We start from the raw sequence: 16,978 nt of genomic DNA on the forward strand, positions 1-16,978 counted from the left end.
AGGATTCCTAATTATGATAGGTAGGACCAGGCGATCTTTTTTTGTTTTTGTAATATGGATAGATAACTGTATTAAAAAGACCTGACTTATGATTGCACAAAGCTCTTGTGCTACAATGAACACACTTCTCAATGTTAATGTTGCTATCATTGAAATCCAACACACATCCTTCTTTTAACGATTGCACCTTATGAAAAACATCGGCTAGTTCAGAGATCGCAGCATTAGTTTTTGTAATTTGAAATATTTGAGCGTGAGAAGTTTTTACGTAATTATAAGTTCGGGCTCTTTTCATTAACCAATGAAAATATATTATATAACCATATGAAATATCTAATGATTTAATCCCTTGAATATAGCCATGTATTTGGATCTTATGATTCGGGAAGGGATTTGTTAGATCATCTTCTCGCCAAGTGTGTTTCTCTTCTACAACAAATTTTGACTTATCAGGATGCTCAAAGATATAATCAGGTATCCCTGAAAGCGTCTTTTTCTCATTAAAGAAGGGTTTCTTCTTTTCAGCACTATGACCTTGAAATATTATTGTTGAGTTTAGCAGGTCACCGTAGATACCGCGGTGAATGAACTTATCAGTCTTTTCGAAGTCTAGGTTTTTGTCCTGTGCTTCTCTTGTACGTTTATTGCGAATATTGAGAAGATAGTTTTCAAGATACATTTTATCATGCAATTCTTCTCCAAGAATCATGTTGTCAGTTTTACATGAATCATAAGTTTCAGATATAGAATAACTGGCGGGACAAAATGTATAAGAAGAAAGATCGGATACACTTAAATGTTTTGAATGATTGGATTTAAGGATAGGATGATTTCTCATCTGTTTCTCTTTTCGCAGTAATCTCAACAATCTTGAGGTGTCATATCGACCTATCGGGAGAACCTTTGATATATAATCTTCTCGGAAAGGCGATCCTTTATATCCAAGCTGATCAACAAGCCATCTAACTTCATTTAAATAATCCATTGATATTATATTCTTTTAAAGCAAGCGGTATAACTATGATTAGACGGATAAGTCCAAACAGGTCATGTTATTTAGAATAATCTGCGTAATATACATTACATGGATCAGTCCATGTAATAGTAGTTTTCATGGATATGTATACTATTGTATACACCACGACTACTCTCTTACTTATTAAAAGTATACTTTGGTATAATATTTGTGATTTCAGCGCTCCATTCTCTAAGCTCTTCCCATTGACTCCCATTTTAACTATCTTAACGGAGCTACGCTTTCGCCAATATACAATTTCATCTTATTGTTGTCAACATCAAATCAATGGAGGGATTTTATGCGGCAACCTAAATTACTCGATCAAGTTCGTCAGTGCATACGCCTGAAACATCTCAGTAAACGTACCGAAGAAGCATATGTCTATTGGGCTCATCAATTTATTATCTTTCATCATAAACGACATCCAATGACAATGGCAGAACCGGAAATTCGTCAGTTTCTTTCTCATCTTGCTATCGATAAAGAAGTCGCTCCCTCCACACAAAACCAGGCGTTCAACGCATTAATATTTTTATATGGATCAGTTCTTAAAAAAGAATTAGGAAATATCGGTGATATCGAGCGCGCTAAACGTGAGAAATACATTCCTATCGTATTCACAAAAGAAGAAGCACGCAGCATCTTATCCAAATTGACTGGTGAATATAAACTCATCGCAGGTTTACTCTACGGATCTGGTCTCCGCTTGATGGAATGTGTCAGACTCCGTGTTCAGGATATTGATTTCGCCGCAAATCTTATCGTTGTAAAGGATGGAAAAGGAAATAAAAGCCGTGTTACCGTCCTTCCGGCGAAGTTAAAAGAATCTCTTCGCCGTCAGATTAGCAATGTTCAGTCATTGCATCAGTTTGACTTGCAACAGGGATATGGTGAAGTACTTCTGCCGAATGCCTACAAAAGAAAATCGCCGTTGAGTGCTAAAGCGTTAGGATGGCAATTTCTTTTTCCTTCAAGAAACCGATCCGGCGATCCCCGTTCCGGAATGATCATGAGACACCATTTGGATGAAAGTGGAGTGCAGCGTTCTTTAAAAGAAGCGATAAGTAAAACAGAAATTGTCAAACAAGGAAGCCCTCATTCTTTCCGTCACTCCTTCGCTACTCATTTACTGGAAGATGGTCATGACATCAGAACTGTTCAAGAACTTCTTGGCCATAAAGACGTGAGGACAACAATGATCTATACACATGTATTAAACAAAAAAGGTCTTACCGTCCGCAGTCCATTGGATACATAAGTTTTTCACAGTAGAATCCGATCACCGATCGGATCATTTATCCATCGCTGTTCGATCTTATTATCACCCTCCTGCCACAGACAGAAACTTCACGCCTTCTCTTAACTGTCCGATGTGATCATCGGGCTCTACACCTATCTGTAGCGTCCGACTCGTAGTCGGACATATTTGCGATTACCTCTTGTACTTTCGTTCAGCTGAAAGCTGGACTCTGCACCTTCATTTGCGTCCAACTGCGAGCTGGACTCTACACCTTTATTTTCGTCCAACTGCGAGCTGGATTCTACGCCCACTTGTAGAGTCCGACACTCTGTCAGCCGGAGGCCTAATGATGTAACACTCGTAGAGTGTTCCTTTTTTAAAATTCGTCCAGCTACGAGCTGGACTCTACACCTTTATTTTCGTCCAACTGTGAGCTGGACTCTACTCATACAAGGCAAATGCTTTTTCTGTCCTCTCTGAAATTTCACAGAAATCCTCTTCCAACCATCCGCGCTTTACAATTTCGTGAAAATTATGAAAGGGATAATCCTTTGGTGATATGCCGAGATGTTTCTGAGAGTTATAAAAGAGATATTTCAAATGATTCTCAAAATCTATATTTGCATATGATTCACGGATACAATGGTCCAATGTTCCTCGCTGCCAAAACGGAATATTATTCTTCCCAATCAATTCTTGAACTTTCTTTGATGAATGTGTTTTAAAGGATTGAAGAAATTTCGAGAGTGTTTTGATATTCTCGATCTCAACAAGAAGATTTATATGATCCGGCATAACGGTATATGCAACAAGTTCCTTGATGATTTTTGAATAATATTTCAGATCTTCAATAATGGAAGCTGGGATTCCATCATCATGAAGAATTTTCCTGTGCTGGAAAGTGCAAAATGTGAGAAAATATATAGAAAAGCTTTCTTTCCAGCGCGGCGGTTTATTAGTCATGCGTTTCATATTGTCCTCTGTAGAGTCCCTGCCTGCCGGCAGGCAGGCGACACTCTGTCAGCCGGAGGCCTAATGATGTAACACTCGTAGAGTGTTCCTTTTTTAAAATTCGTCCAGTTGCGAGCCGGACTCTACGACTTTATTTTCGTCCAGCTACGAGCTGGACTCTACACCATTATTTTCGTCCAACTGCGAGTTGAACTCTACACCTTTATTTTCGTCCAGCTACGAGCTGGACTCTACATCTCCATTTTCGTCCAGCTGCGAGCTGGACTCTACGTACATCAAAATCGAACTTCTATTTGCATGCTCACAACGCTCTGGCTGTCTCCGCTGATTTCATCGAGACCGGTACCTATTGACTTAATACCTTCCTTGACCGTTTGTGCATACTTTGCAGCTATGTCCATTTTTGAAAAGAGCTGATATCGCAGAATAAAATACCAGCGCATGCCTCGTCCAAAGAGCGCTGGATTGGAGTACGCTCCCGGAACTTCATCTTCAAACTCATAGATCGATGAATCGTATGAATCCGTCCCGAAGACAGAAAGTCGCGCTTGTATTGTCAACGGATGAAATATATTCCACTTCATTGTTTGGGATATCAGCACTCCCTGCTCTACGCTCTGCATTCCGCCATAGTTTATATTCACCCATTCGACTCTGCTTACTAAACGCAGCGACGGTGATGAAATGAATGCAGTTGTAAGCCGGTAATTTTGCTGAACGCGGGAAATTGTCCCCTTTAAAATCCTTCCGTACAAATCGTTTTCATTCATCGCGGACGGCAGGTCCTTCCTTTTGAAGCGGAATGAAATTTCAAATTGTTCCGTTACTGAACATTCTGCAAGTGCAAGAAAATCATTGCCGTGCGATGGTGCCGGCAAGAGGTACGTTGGCTGTGGATGTTCAAACTGATCGTAATACGTTGATAAGCTCAGCCAGGAAATCGGCTGCGCACGAATTCCGATATACACGCCATTCTCATTTTGCACTTGTCCTGATGACTCGCCAAAAGCATTTCCGTGAACACTTTGGAATGCCGATGGATAATCCCTGGCTGTAATCGTCAAAGCAAGTTCTGCGGCAGGTTCATAGGTCAAGCCTGCGATGACGGCACGTTCGTTTGCGCGATCAAAGGCGCATTCAGAAAATACATCTACATTGCTCCTCGTAAATGAAACATCCATTCCTCGCACCCATAATTCGGAAGCACGTTCGCCGTTTTTGCCGATGAGCATGATTGGATTCGCAAATCGAGTACGGTAAAAGGAACCTCCAATCTTTAATCCATCTAAAAGATATGTCACTGCGCGGCATCCGGTGAGTGTCTCTCGTGATGCGTTACGTTTACGTTGTTCGCTTTCGGTACGGAATAATCCACTTTTGTAGAGAGACGACAGAGAGCCGAGTGAATCTATTGTCGCATTTAGTGTCTTACTGGAATAGAGAACCTGGAGCTGCACCTTGTCTAATCCAATCGAAGCGCTGATGCCGTGAAAGAAAGAATTCTCGTCGGATGAAAGGTATGGGTGAATTCCGCCGCCATTCTTCCTTGCCGGTGCAATGACATCGCTTCCCTTCCCAAACGCTGATGAACGCCAAAAGATCAATCCTTCTGCGGCTTCCATCTGATAATCCCCAATGATGAAATGTGCTGCAAGTGACGGAATGGAAAAGCCGGCGAAATAGGTTGAAAAATTTGTTACGTTTCGTTCGCCGGGGTCTTTTTTAGTCAACATCCCAACTTCCAGTTCTGAAACCAAGGATGATAAAGGCGATCTTTTCTTACCGATGGAAAGATGAAATCTGTTGAGTACCTTTACCGGCGAGCCGGGATATGCGCCGTTGATAAATCCTTGCCGCTCTTCAATTTCTGTTGATGTCCTGCTGAGAAAAGAGGCGCTTATGGTTGGCCCGTTCTTCATCCTTCCAATTCTCACATACCTGCGAATGAAAGAAAGCAATTCAGGTGATACCCCTTCGACCTCTAAAAGTTCATCGAGAGAAGTAAATCGTTTATGTTTTCGTCTATCAATAATCCGGGCCGCAAGAAGATTTGACATAGCAGGAATTCGATGCAGTTCTTCTGCTGAAGCTGTGTTGAGGTTAAGCGGATCGTCTTCAAGCTGAGCCGCTTCGTCAGCAGCAGGAGAATTTTCATCTGCTTGAATTGTCGTCTCCAGTATTTTTTCCCATTGAATGTCTTCCCAGCTATTCGTTGTGTCTGCCCAATACTGCTCTTGCGCGCTGACAAGAGATGCAATGATCGTACTGAATAAGATAAATGTAATAGCACGCATAGTTATTTGATGATGTGATGCACTGTTTATTCTTTAAAAGGATTATTGTTCTTTAATTAGTTGTCCACTTCCCCTTCCCGACACGTTGTTACATTGTGTCGGGATTGGGGTTGTCCAAATAGAAAGAAAATGTCACCCCGAACTTGTTTCGGGGTCTAATTCTTACAAAAAACAGATGCTGAAACGAGTTCAGCATGACAATTCCGGACTTTTTAGACAGCCTCTTAAAAGGTGGTGTACTTTGTTCTATTACATTCCGTATTTATTAGCATAAAAGATGGTTTTGAGTAACAACAGTTATTTATCAAGTTTGAAAGAAAGTTCGATCTGATGAGTCCAGCCGAGATCGGGATGGCTGTACCCTGCATATCCAAACTCAAAAAATAAATAACTGACAGCAATTCCCAGCGAATATTTGTCCGGATTGTTTGCCGCTCCCGCGCGGAGCGCAAGCGCAGAAAACACAATTTGCTCAACGCCCATTTTTACGCTCGCAGGAAAGCGAATATCTTTTTCCATTTCAATGGAAACTTGAAAATCATGAAACAAAGACCAGCAAGCTCCAAGCGCGCACACGCGCGGAATCTTCTCGCTAATTTTTCCAAGAGTCGCTTCTGTTATATTATGTACACTAAAACCAACATCGACGCTTTCCAGCACATGCGCAATGAGTCCTGCATCTATGGAATAATTGCCGTCAGTACCATAGCGAGCAATGTCGAGCCGGTGATATTCGAAACTGAGCCCGGCGGAAATATTTCTATCAATTGTTTTAGCAAGCGCCAGTCCAAATTCTGTTTCCGTGTACAAATCGAAACCGAATTTCCCTGTTGTAAATCCAATCGTAGCAAAGGAAAGCGGCGCCGCCGCGGCAAACGCCGTCGTCTTCAGTTCCGGTAATCCGAATTGTTCTGGAACGATAAATGCGGAGCATTGAAAAGCAGCGACACGCGTAAGACCTGCCGGATTATAGTTGATTGCCCAGCAATTATCTGACACAGCAGCGAAGGCATTTGCCATTCCAATCGCCTTCGTACCACGTCCATTATTTTCCATTGCAAAAAGACCCGGATGGTTGATAAACAAGCAAACGATCATGACGCAGCCGAACCTTTTTACTTGCTGAGGCAGTAGAATTTGGGTATATTTTCTCTGCATAAACATGGAATGAGCCCCCTATGAAAAAAATAAAAATCGCAGCCCTGGTTTTCACGCTCTTGGTAGTTGTGACACCTCTCCTTGTTTCTCAAGAACTCAACTGCACTGTCACCGTCAATATGGAATCTATCCAATCCGCTCAGCGCGGTTATCTGCGCACATTTGCTCAAGACATCGAGCGATACATGAATAACACGCGCTTTTCCAATGAAGACCTCGATGGAGAAAGAATCCAATGCAGTTTGGATGTTTTCTTTTCAACGGCGACAAACGACAACCGCTATCAAGCGCAGGTTGCCATATCAAGCCAGCGTCCAATTTATATCGGCAACGATAAATCTGACCGCACATCACTTGTTATTCGAATTTTGGACAATAATTGGAGCTTCACGTATACTCCTAATCAGCGCATGAATCATGACGAAATGATTTTTGATCCATTTACAGGATTTCTTGATTTCTATGCGTATCTCATTATTGGATATGACCTGGAGACGTACGTCCCTATGTCCGGATCTCCCTGTTTTCAGAAGACACTCAATACAGTACAAATGGCATCTAACTCAACGGTCGGTAAAGACTGGCAGCAATCTTCTACCAGTTACAGCAAGTTTGGTATTACAGACGAACTCTCCAATGTAAAGTATAATGCTTTCCGCACCGCATTCAACAATTATCATTTTGACGGCATCGATTTGCTCGGTACAGAACGGCAAAAAGGACTCGATAATATGCTCGCAGCTATCGAGGAAATCAACAATGTCCGCATCCGCCAAAATGCTTCCAGCGTTATCGTGAAACAATTTTTTGATGCTAAGTACAGAGAAATAGCTGAAGCATTCCTCGCGTATCCTGATCGCGGTGTCTACGAAAAACTATCGACGTACGATCAGGAACATCGTTCTACGTATCAAGAATGGAAGCTGAAATAGTAGTTCGCCGCTATTCCTGCACGAGCTGTATCGTCTGTATCGAATCGCCTATTTGAAGACGATCAACAACTTCCATCCCTTGTACTACTTTTGCAAAGATCGTGTAGCGTCCATCGAGATGCGGTGTTGAAATATGCGTGATAAAGAACTGACTCCCTTCCGTATCCTTTCCGGCGCTTGCCATACCGCAGCTTCCTCGTTCATAATTCACGGTTGATATTTCTGTGCGCATTGTATATCCGGGGCCGCCCCAGCCATCGCCCCGAGGATCACCACCCTGGACTACAAAATCCGGCACAACACGGTGAAAATACAAACCGTTGTAGAATCCTTTTTTGATCAATTTCACAAAGTTCAGCACCGTGAACGGCGCATGTTCTTTCATCAACTCAAGCGTGAGTTCACCGCGATGCGTGACAATGCGGACGCGCTGCTGCGGCTTGATACTTTCCAAAAGGTTCCAGTCTCCTTCAGTGCGATTTGTAATCGTTTGCCGAGGCAATCTGTCTGAATACTCTTTTCCGGTCAGACGGTGCAACGATGCTGCGGCTTCAGCGGCAATTGCCCGTACTGAATCCAATAATTCCTTTTCTAAAAAAGGAATCGCGCGCTCATTGTTCATATTGCCGAGTGCTTCAAGTATGGCCTGCTTTGCTTCCGCATCGTCAGAATGAGTAAGATTCCCAAATGCCGAGACAAATTCATCAACAATCTGATCGGCAAACCCGGCACGTTTGAAATTCTTGAAAACCATCGTGTCAGCAAAGAGATTAGCAACAACCGTCGTGATTCCCATATCATTTTTTGCCAGTGCGCTTTTTGCATCTGTAAAAATATCTTTTGGCAATGTTGAACTTTCCATTGAATCAAGTCCAAGATTCTTAAGAATCATGGGATTGAGCATTGGTTTGATAAAATCCCAAGCCGCCATTACAACGCGATTCGATTCGTGATGAAGATTATGACACAGGATAGTGAGATGCTGTTTCGTTCTTTGCTGTGCTATTCCCTCCAGCAGTTTTGCCTTCAGACGCGGAGAAGTTTGACTATCGGCAGCCCACGTGAGAAACGACTCAAGTTCTTTTGGAAAATGTTTTCCCAGTGCAACAAGGGCCTCTCCGCGCACAGCTTCATTTTCAGTGGTATCCTTTGCAATACCGCATACTCTTACCCGTAGAGATTCCGCTAAATATGATTGTTCACCAAACGGAGACGGCGAAGCGCTGAAAGTTTGCAATGCTGTAATTTTAATGTGATCGTTCTTCGCCGAAAGATACTCGGGATATTTTAACAACATTTCATTCGCCGTGGAAAGAGCTACACGCGCGCGTACAATCTGCACCCACACATGCCAATCATTCAAATTCGCTTCAGTATTTTCAAGCGTATCTAAGATTTCCTGCGCATCTTTCGATTTCGATCTTCCGAGCAGTGTTGCACCATGCATGCGAATATCTGAATGAGAATTATGAGCCAACGCAATCAGTTCTTCCTTATGTTTCGATATTTCCAGATCGATTAATCCGTTTGGCGCCGACCTCCAGAGTGCAAAGAGCGCGGCCGAGCACTCTTCCTGCGAGTTTCCGCTCGCATATTCGAAGCACTTCCAAATGGATCGTTCTGTTCTTATCTGACGGATTGCAAAACGGGCGATGCACATTGCAAACTCTTTTGGCTGAAATTTCATCGGCTCCCGCTCGCTGAAATTAAGTAATGAATCCAGGGTTTTTAGAGAGCCGCATTTTCCTAACGCCTCCAATATTCTTGCAAGAACAGTTGTATTATTTTCTGAAGACATCACGGAAAGCAGTTCATCAGCTGCTCTTTCTGTTCTTAGTTGTCCCAATGCAAGTGCTGACGCTGCACGGACATTCTTGTCGCTGTCTTTCAACGACATTGCGAGCGCTTCCACCGTTGAAGAATCCTGCATGTTTGCAAGCGCAATCGCAGCACAGTATCGGAGGTGAACATTTTGATCTTTTAGGTAGGTGGCAAGTTTCCCTTCACCTAAAAAGCGCTGATCTTGCAGTTGAAGAATTTCACGTTCTTGCGGTGATAACGGCTGCGCGTGTTGAAGAGAATATACGCCTGCAATAAGAATGATCAATGCTAATTTCTTCACAACTTCTTACTCCTTGCTTGTATTGATAATTTACACGCTATCATCTGCAGAACATTGTTTGTTGTTTGAAGTGCAAAATTTACATGATGTAAGTTGATAAATAGCCACGACGTTTACGTCGTGGTAACACCAGAATAATTTTATTGGCTTTAGCCACATTATGAATCTTTTTGGGCTAAAGCCCAGATTTTATTGAGACATCAATTCCACGACCTGAAGGTCGTGGCAATATTTTAGTTTTCTGTATGGCATCAGTAACAAGTTTCATCTTTTTTCTGACTGATGAAGACCAAACAAACGAACTGCATTCGCTGTTGTCATGCGAGCTACTTCTTCTTCAGAGATGCTCAGCGCTTCTGCAATCTTCCGCCCGATCAAGACGATATATGCCGGCTCATTTCTTTTTCCCCGAAACGGAACCGGCGTCATATAAGGAGAATCTGTTTCGAGCAATATGTTACGAATTCCAATCTGCTTCACAACTTCGAGACTCTCTGATTTTTTAAATGTAACAATACCGGGATAGGAAATACAAAAACCAAGTCCGTGTACATACGCAGCTTGTTCTGCCGTGCCTGAAAAGCAATGAAATACTCCGCGTTTTGGTTCCTCGCTGTTTTCTTTCCAATGCGGATTCATATGCACGGTTTGTTTCACGAGAGAAAAAACATCTTCCGTTGATTCGCGCATGTGCACAACAACCGGCAAGTTTCTTCGTACGGCAATTTCCATTTGTTCGGCAAAGTATTTTTGCTGCAGCTCAGGCGGAGAGAAATCATAATGATAATCCAATCCTATCTCACCAAGAGCAACTACTTTCGGATGATCGCAGAGTTTTTCAATCTCTCTTAAATCCTGGGAAGCCGCCTTGGATGCCTCGTGCGGATGTATACCAACGCACGCGAAAATATTCTCGTGCTGATCTGCAAGCAGGACAGCCTCCCGGCTGGATTTCAAATCCGTACCCGGAACAATGATCTTGCGTACGCCAGCATCCTCCGCGCGCGACAGGACGGCCGCAAGGTCGTTTGCGTAATCGGTAAAGAAAAGATGGGCATGAGAATCAATGTAGTCTGGAACCATAGTTTGCATCCGCTGTGCAACTCGTTGATAAAATAATACATTTTTCTTTCGATTGTTTCAAGATACTTCGTTATTTCAAAGAGCGGTTAAACATTGGAATTCTTGGCTCTCTTGCGTATATTTTAAGTAAGAGAGCTTATGAGTAGATGAGTGATTGGTCCATAGAGTTCATGGTTCAATTGCTTACAGGCTTGACAGTTCGTTTAAATAATTGCAAATGACCAGTTACCAGTTACCCGATCGGCGGATATATGAGCAAACGTTTGTGCGTTCGCTTTTTGATTCCATTGCACATCGGTACGATTTTCTTAATCACGCACTGAGTTCTGGTATTGATATTATTTGGCGGCAAAGAGCAATCCGGCTGCTTCAACCAATACGACCGAAAAAAATTCTCGATGTAGCCACTGGTACTGCCGATCTTGCACTTGAAGCAGTTCGGTTAAATCCTGAACAAATTATCGGCATCGACATTTCACAAAAAATGTTGGAAAGAGGCCGCCATAAAATTCGATTGCGGAAACTGGAGCACCTTATCACGCTCGAATCCGGTGAAGCCGAACATCTGCACTTCGAGTCCGGTTCATTCGATGTCGTGATGGCTGCATTCGGCGTGAGAAATTTTACAGATCTTGAGCTTGGACTGAAAGAGTTTCATCGCGTGTTGCGTCCAGAGGGCTGTGCAATGATTTTAGAATTTTCTAAACCAAAACGTTTTATAATAAAGCATATGTTCCACGTGTATTCACAGTATATCCTCCCTCTGCTTGGAGGAATCGTTTCACGCAATCGTTCGGCATATCAATATCTTCCAAGCACAGTGGCAGAGTTTCCGGATAGCGAAGAGTTTTGTGCTCTCCTGCGTTCTGCGGGATTCACAGCTGTGACATGTTCTCCACAAACTTTTGGCATCGCTTCTATCTATATTGCAAAGAAAGAATCATCATCTACATGAACCAGAACAGAATTATTCGCGTTGGTCATAGTCCAGATCCAGACGATGCATTTATGTTTTACGGCTTGTCTTCCGGTAAGGTCAAACTGGATGGCATCGTCATCGAACATATGCTGGAAGATATCCAATCTCTGAACATGCGTGCCATCCAGGGCGAACTTGAAGTGACCGCCATCTCTGCTCATGCCTATCCATCTGTTGCCGACAAATACTGGATTATGAAAACAGGCGCCAGTATGGGCGAAGGATATGGGCCGGTGCTCATCTCAAAGGAATATAATTCTCTGGAAGAACTGAAAGGCAAGAGAGTTGCTACACCCGGTAAACTGACAACTGCATCGCTCATCTTTAAAATATTTTCAGATGGAATTGAAAATGTTGATATTCCTTTCGATCAGATTATGGAACGCGTCAATGCTGGTGAATTTGCGGCTGGCGTAATAATCCACGAAGGACAAATTACATATTCACAACAAGGATTTAAGAAGATTATTGATTTCGGTGAATTGTGGAAGTCGCGCTTCGGTGATTTGCCGCTCCCGCTCGGGCTTGATGTCGTACGGAAAGATCTTGGTGAAGAGCTGGCACGAAAGCTTTCGTTTGGATTGAAGGAAAGCATCCATTACGGCTATACACATCAGGCGGAGGCAATTCCGTACGCATTGCAATATGGACGCGGTATTGATACCCAGCTTGGTGAACGCTTTGTGAAAATGTACGTCAGCGAACTCACGGTAGATATGGGCGAACGCGGCAGAAAAGCTTTGGAAACACTGTTCCGGCTTGGCGCAGAGCGCGGCCTTATTTCTCCTGTCGGCATTATTCAACTATTGTAATACGTTCTTATACGATAACTCAGGATGCGCAAAAAAGAATATATGAACTGGGGGAAATCCCAACAATCAAATATCAATTTCTAAACAAAATAAATAAATCACAAACTACAAATATGAAATAGCATACAGATGAATATTTGAAATTGGAATTTGTTTGTAATTTGAATTTTGTTAATTGTTATTTTTGTAATGAAGAAGGTATGTGAAATATTACTGATAATACATATATTCTCTTTATCACTTTTAATCCATAATTGATTTGATAGGTCTCTTTAAAATATTTGACGCTCACGTTCACTTCTACTCGAACTCTTTTTTTAAGTTTCTCGTGAAGCAGAAACCTAATCGCGCAGACGTCAATAGCGAGCTTCGAAATCTTGCGTCGAAAGGACACATCGAAATCCCCGGTGAAGATCCCGAGCAGCTTGCGAAGCGTTGGATTGACATCATCGACAAATGGAAATTGGAACGGTTGAATCTCTTTGCCAGTATTCCCGGAGATGAAGACTCGATCGTCAAAGCAGTGAAAGCATTCCCGGCTCGCTTTTCGGGAATGTTCGTCATCGATCCCAATTCTAATTTGCTGATGGAGAATGCGACCAAGCGGATGCAGCAAGATAAGTTGAAGGGAGTACTGCTGTATCCTTCGCTGTATCAAATTAACGTCAACGATGAGTGGCTCTATCCTCTCTATAACCTCATTCAGGAATGCGGCGGCATGATCTTTGTGCAATTTGGCAAATTGACTATGCGTCCGCGAGAGTACGCCGGCATTCCTACGATAACGAATAACGAATTTGCGAATCCTAAAGATTTGATACCCGTCGCAAAGAAATTTGCCGGCATCAAATTCATCATACCGAGTTTTGGTTCTGGAATGTTTGAAGAGACATTAGAAATCGGAAGAGCATGTCCAAATGTTTATGTTGATACAGCCGGTTCAAATTCTTGGATTACCGAACATCCTACAAAGCCCGATATGCGCCGTGTGTTTCAGAAATTCTTAGAGGTCTATTCAGCAAATAGAATCTTATTTGGATCAGCTTCAGGTCTTCTCCCCCGCGGTTACCGCTACGATATTGTGGATAATCAGCTTAAGTTGGTTCAGGAAATGCGTGTTCCAATACCGGATATAAAAAAAATATTTTATGAGAATATGGCGGGATTAATAGACAACGTGTAATATTATTATGTAGCCTTCTTCCAATCAATTTATTTTGACAATACAATTCTTTGAGAGCTTGACGCCAGTATAAAAAGATGACTCCTCAAACGCTTACTCCCTAAAGCGAGCTCAAGAATACACGCAACGACCTAACAGATTTTTATAAATGGAAAACAATTGAGGTTGACCAAAAAGTACCGAAAACATGGTAGTCGAAGACTTTAGTCTTCGTTTATTATCTGAAAACGAAACCTGAAGGTTTCGACTACTGTTAATTTTACACTTTTTAGTCAGCCACGTGAGATCACTATCAATATAGATACCGAGGTAGGGCAGACAAACACGTATTGAATGCTTCAGCTCAAGATCGTTTTTCCTTTTAATAATCTACCGACAAATCCCACCTCTCTCATTTATGAAACTGGAACTTTTATCATCTCATGTCTGTTTTATCGAGTAATAGCAATCGAAGAAACAGTACACAACTTATTTTTCTCTCACATTAAAGTTATTCACATCTCAAAGGAATTTCCCTATGAAACTCGCATTTCTCACGCTTGTTCTTGCAAGCTTTGTTGTAGCACGCGCTGAAGTTATCGGTAAGGCCGTAGAATATACTGCAGGCGGTGTGACCCTGAAAGGCTACCTCGCTTTTGACAATTCAGTCAAAGGCAAACGGCCGGCTGTCATCGTCGTCCATGAATGGTGGGGCGTCACTGAGTATCCCAAGAAACGCGCGGATATGCTCGCGAAATTGGGCTATGTAGCATTCGCTGCCGATATGTACGGTGATGGCAAGATTGCCGAGAATCCGACCGACGCTCAAAAGTATGCCGGTGAATCGATGAAAGATTTTTCCGCGTTAAAAGGAAAATTCTCGGCTGTGATAGAACTTTTAAAGAACAATGAACTCGTTGATCCGAACAACATCGCAGCGATCGGCTATTGTTACGGCGGCGGTGTTGTATTGAATATGGCGCGTGCTGGAATGGATCTGAAGAGTGTCGTGAGTTTTCACGGCAATCTTGCTGCGGTCGAATCTGCACAAAAAGGAAAAGTGAAAACGAAAATTCTCGTGTGCAATGGCGGAGCCGACAAATTCACTTCGAAGGAAAGTATCGACAACTTTAAGAATGAAATGAAATCTGCCGAAGTAGATTTCACATTTAAATCGTATAGAGGAGCACTGCACGCGTTCTCCAATCCCGCGGCAACAGAGCTTGGCAAAAAGTTCAATATGCCTATCGCTTACAACGAACGAGCTGATAAGAAGTCATGGGCAGAGATGCAGAAATTTTTAAAGACAACGTTGAAGTAATCATTCCAATTTCGATACATATCACACAAAACCCTCGCCTGAACAGCGGGGGTTTTGTTTTTGTTGATGTATCGGAGAGCAGAAAATTTCTATTACACTACCAGCCCATGCGTTTTCGATGACTGCTTATCTGAGCACTATGATGTCTGGCATGCCATACGTACTGTTGAAGCAAAGCGTCCACTGACAAAACACCATACCAAGCGTGACGCCATTGTCTATTGAAGGAACTGGAGTCCAGTGACTCAAATGCATCTGCCCAGCGATTACGGATTGCTACGAACAGAGCCAACGACAAGTTAATGGATGGAGATTTTGCGTCTGGCAATTCTGCCCACAACCCTTGTTCTGCCACCATCACATCTGGTACATCCATCGTAAGAGCGTACTTCAGCCGGGGATATGCATTAACGTCCGATTCAACCAAATGATGTACGACCTGGGCAAGAGTCCAACCGCCAGGACGATATGTGCTGAGGAGTTGATCCTCAGTAAGATTTTTGACAGCTTCATTTAAAAGATTCGGAGCGGTTCTGAACTGTCGAATATGTTCAGCTCGAAGTTCAGGCGTTGGTTGGACAAAAATAAATCTCCCGATGGGATATTTCAATTCTTCTTCTGTCGGCATAAATACAATCCTCTCACATTTTACAACTGATGATACCAGGATCACTTCCCAAAAAGAAATATCAAGGGACGCCAGACCCGTGAAGCCCATGCGCGTTCACTATGCTCTGCTTTGGGATCAAAAAAGGAAATAAAGTCGGTTCCCTCGTTATATCCCCCTTTTTTCATGAGTTCTATTATCTCGTCCATTCCCGGTTTCAGGCTTCGCTCGCCATTATAACCGCCGCAATCGAAATAGATTTTTACATCGTGCGTTTTCTTTTTTTCCGCTCGGACAAGATTCAGTACCGACGCTGCGCGGCTATCAAAGACACTGGAGAGACACCCCGCTTTTGAAAACACTTCCGGATGCCACCATACAAACAGAAAAGAAATTAATCCACCCATCGAAGAACCCATGACGGCTGTATTTTGTCTGTCGGGTTTTGTTCTGTACGTTGAGTCGATGAGCGGTTTGACCTTGCTGATTACAAATTTTGCGTACGCCTTTCCCATGTCTGTGTCGGAATATTCAGAGATACGATCTCGTGAATTATAGATGCCGACGACGATAATCTCTTCCATTGTACCGGCCCGTATCAAACTATCGGCAACCTCATCGACGTGCCAGTCATAGCCGATGAACGATGTTCGCGGATCTATGATGTTCTGACCGTCATGCATATAAAGAACCGGATATCGTTTTGATTTCTGTTTCTCGTACGACGGCGGCAACCAGACAATCACATCGCGGGCATATTGTAATCCATCACCGCGCAGCTGACGATGATATTCCACCGCTCCTGTGATTCCTCCGTGTAACGGCTGAAACACAATGCTTTGCCAGTTGGTCGGCTGAAGAACAACATGATCTTTCCCTTCAACGATTTTACGACTATTTTCCGGTGCCTCCATAGAATGATACAGTGCCTGGCTATCCCACGATCCAAGGGTGATCTTATATTCGAGTTCCTGTCCCTTCGTAAAAGTGAACGACCGGCTCCACGTCGAATCATCGATCTTCTTCAGCGCAATTCCACCAGGATTCCAATTCCCCAGCATTGGATGATTCCCTGCTATATAGACGATAGCATCTTTTGGCGTCATCGGCGGCACGATCACAGTGAAGGTAATCTGTACATTCTGAGACTGACATTCCATGAACATTAAGAACCAAATAAAAGAAAAGACGGCGAATCGCAGAAACAGCATAGTTCTTCTCACGTATTGATATTTATTATTTCTGAGCTCCTGCAATTTTTTTCGTTAGGATAACCTG

Annotated in this window: 14 protein-coding genes; 6 read left to right on the plus strand and 8 right to left on the minus strand. The window is 42.9% G+C overall.

Going from position 1 to position 16,978, the window contains the following annotated elements:
* Positions 1 to 7: 7 nt before the first annotated feature.
* Entirely contained in the window at positions 8 to 985 is a 978-nt protein-coding gene (locus tag NTX44_05160; GenBank protein ID MCX6120986.1) for a hypothetical protein, read from the minus strand.
* A gap of 331 nt (positions 986 to 1,316) precedes the next feature.
* Here NTX44_05160 and NTX44_05165 point away from each other — a divergent pair, with 331 nt between their 5' ends.
* Positions 1,317 to 2,276, plus strand: a complete 960-nt coding sequence (locus NTX44_05165; protein MCX6120987.1) for an integron integrase — start codon at positions 1,317 to 1,319, stop codon at positions 2,274 to 2,276.
* 423 nt (positions 2,277 to 2,699) lie between these two features.
* Here NTX44_05165 and NTX44_05170 read toward each other — a convergent pair whose 3' ends face one another.
* The 3 genes from NTX44_05170 to NTX44_05180 all read right to left on the minus strand — a co-directional run bounded on the left by NTX44_05170 (position 2,700) and on the right by NTX44_05180 (position 6,688).
* Positions 2,700 to 3,230, minus strand: coding sequence for a transposase (locus tag NTX44_05170; GenBank protein ID MCX6120988.1), 531 nt, complete (start codon positions 3,228 to 3,230; stop codon positions 2,700 to 2,702).
* A 275-nt stretch (positions 3,231 to 3,505) separates the two neighbouring features.
* Positions 3,506 to 5,524 carry a helix-hairpin-helix domain-containing protein gene (locus NTX44_05175; protein ID MCX6120989.1) on the minus strand — a complete coding sequence of 673 codons (2,019 nt, stop codon included), beginning with the start codon at positions 5,522 to 5,524 and terminating at the stop codon, positions 3,506 to 3,508.
* A 297-nt stretch (positions 5,525 to 5,821) separates the two neighbouring features.
* Positions 5,822 to 6,688: a hypothetical protein gene (locus NTX44_05180; protein ID MCX6120990.1), complete on the minus strand. Its 867-nt coding sequence runs from the start codon at positions 6,686 to 6,688 to the stop codon at positions 5,822 to 5,824.
* A 14-nt stretch (positions 6,689 to 6,702) separates the two neighbouring features.
* Here NTX44_05180 and NTX44_05185 point away from each other — a divergent pair, with 14 nt between their 5' ends.
* Positions 6,703 to 7,614: a DUF4835 family protein gene (locus NTX44_05185; GenBank protein MCX6120991.1), complete on the plus strand. Its 912-nt coding sequence runs from the start codon at positions 6,703 to 6,705 to the stop codon at positions 7,612 to 7,614.
* A gap of 10 nt (positions 7,615 to 7,624) precedes the next feature.
* Here the strand turns inward: NTX44_05185 and NTX44_05190 are convergent, their stop codons facing one another.
* Together NTX44_05190 and NTX44_05195 are read right to left on the minus strand one after the other, a co-directional pair.
* Positions 7,625 to 9,736: a peptidylprolyl isomerase gene (locus NTX44_05190; protein MCX6120992.1), complete on the minus strand. Its 2,112-nt coding sequence runs from the start codon at positions 9,734 to 9,736 to the stop codon at positions 7,625 to 7,627.
* Positions 9,737 to 10,000: 264 nt separating this feature from the next.
* On the minus strand, positions 10,001 to 10,819 hold the full coding sequence (locus NTX44_05195) for a TatD family hydrolase (protein MCX6120993.1): 819 nt from the start codon (positions 10,817 to 10,819) through the stop codon (positions 10,001 to 10,003).
* Between the two features lie 265 nt (positions 10,820 to 11,084).
* On the opposite strand from NTX44_05195, the gene ubiE reads away from it, so the two are divergent.
* The 4 genes from ubiE to NTX44_05215 all read left to right on the plus strand — a co-directional run bounded on the left by ubiE (position 11,085) and on the right by NTX44_05215 (position 15,093).
* A complete protein-coding gene (gene ubiE / locus NTX44_05200; GenBank protein ID MCX6120994.1) occupies positions 11,085 to 11,774 on the plus strand; it encodes a bifunctional demethylmenaquinone methyltransferase/2-methoxy-6-polyprenyl-1,4-benzoquinol methylase UbiE in 690 nt (229 codons plus the stop codon).
* Positions 11,771 to 12,610, plus strand: coding sequence for a hypothetical protein (locus tag NTX44_05205; protein MCX6120995.1), 840 nt, complete (start codon positions 11,771 to 11,773; stop codon positions 12,608 to 12,610). Before ubiE ends, NTX44_05205 begins: the two co-directional genes overlap by 4 nt.
* A 328-nt stretch (positions 12,611 to 12,938) precedes the next feature.
* Positions 12,939 to 13,793 (plus strand): amidohydrolase family protein, encoded by an 855-nt coding sequence (locus NTX44_05210; protein ID MCX6120996.1) that lies wholly within the window; start codon positions 12,939 to 12,941, stop codon positions 13,791 to 13,793.
* Positions 13,794 to 14,310: 517 nt separating this feature from the next.
* Complete coding sequence (locus tag NTX44_05215) at positions 14,311 to 15,093, plus strand: dienelactone hydrolase family protein (GenBank protein MCX6120997.1); 783 nt, start codon at positions 14,311 to 14,313, stop codon at positions 15,091 to 15,093.
* Positions 15,094 to 15,190: 97 nt separating this feature from the next.
* On the opposite strand, the gene NTX44_05220 is transcribed toward NTX44_05215, so the two are convergent.
* Together NTX44_05220 and NTX44_05225 are read right to left on the minus strand one after the other, a co-directional pair.
* Complete coding sequence (locus tag NTX44_05220) at positions 15,191 to 15,721, minus strand: putative metal-dependent hydrolase (protein MCX6120998.1); 531 nt, start codon at positions 15,719 to 15,721, stop codon at positions 15,191 to 15,193.
* A 41-nt stretch (positions 15,722 to 15,762) separates the two neighbouring features.
* Positions 15,763 to 16,911: an alpha/beta hydrolase-fold protein gene (locus NTX44_05225; GenBank protein ID MCX6120999.1), complete on the minus strand. Its 1,149-nt coding sequence runs from the start codon at positions 16,909 to 16,911 to the stop codon at positions 15,763 to 15,765.
* Between the last annotated feature and the right edge of the window lie 67 nt (positions 16,912 to 16,978).

It is taken from the genome of Ignavibacteriales bacterium, assembly GCA_026390575.1.
Classification (GTDB): domain Bacteria; phylum Bacteroidota; class Ignavibacteria; order UBA10030; family UBA10030; genus Fen-1298.

Coding starts and splice junctions, on each gene's coding strand:
- NTX44_05160 (MCX6120986.1), bottom strand. CDS start 985: ATGGATTATTTAAATGAAGTTAGATGGCTTGTTGATCAGCTTGGATAT.
- NTX44_05165 (MCX6120987.1), top strand. CDS start 1,317: ATGCGGCAACCTAAATTACTCGATCAAGTTCGTCAGTGCATACGCCTG.
- NTX44_05170 (MCX6120988.1), bottom strand. CDS start 3,230: ATGAAACGCATGACTAATAAACCGCCGCGCTGGAAAGAAAGCTTTTCT.
- NTX44_05175 (MCX6120989.1), bottom strand. CDS start 5,524: ATGCGTGCTATTACATTTATCTTATTCAGTACGATCATTGCATCTCTT.
- NTX44_05180 (MCX6120990.1), bottom strand. CDS start 6,688: ATGTTTATGCAGAGAAAATATACCCAAATTCTACTGCCTCAGCAAGTA.
- NTX44_05185 (MCX6120991.1), top strand. CDS start 6,703: ATGAAAAAAATAAAAATCGCAGCCCTGGTTTTCACGCTCTTGGTAGTT.
- NTX44_05195 (MCX6120993.1), bottom strand. CDS start 10,819: ATGGTTCCAGACTACATTGATTCTCATGCCCATCTTTTCTTTACCGAT.
- NTX44_05205 (MCX6120995.1), top strand. CDS start 11,771: ATGAACCAGAACAGAATTATTCGCGTTGGTCATAGTCCAGATCCAGAC.
- NTX44_05215 (MCX6120997.1), top strand. CDS start 14,311: ATGAAACTCGCATTTCTCACGCTTGTTCTTGCAAGCTTTGTTGTAGCA.
- NTX44_05220 (MCX6120998.1), bottom strand. CDS start 15,721: ATGCCGACAGAAGAAGAATTGAAATATCCCATCGGGAGATTTATTTTT.
- NTX44_05225 (MCX6120999.1), bottom strand. CDS start 16,911: ATGCTGTTTCTGCGATTCGCCGTCTTTTCTTTTATTTGGTTCTTAATG.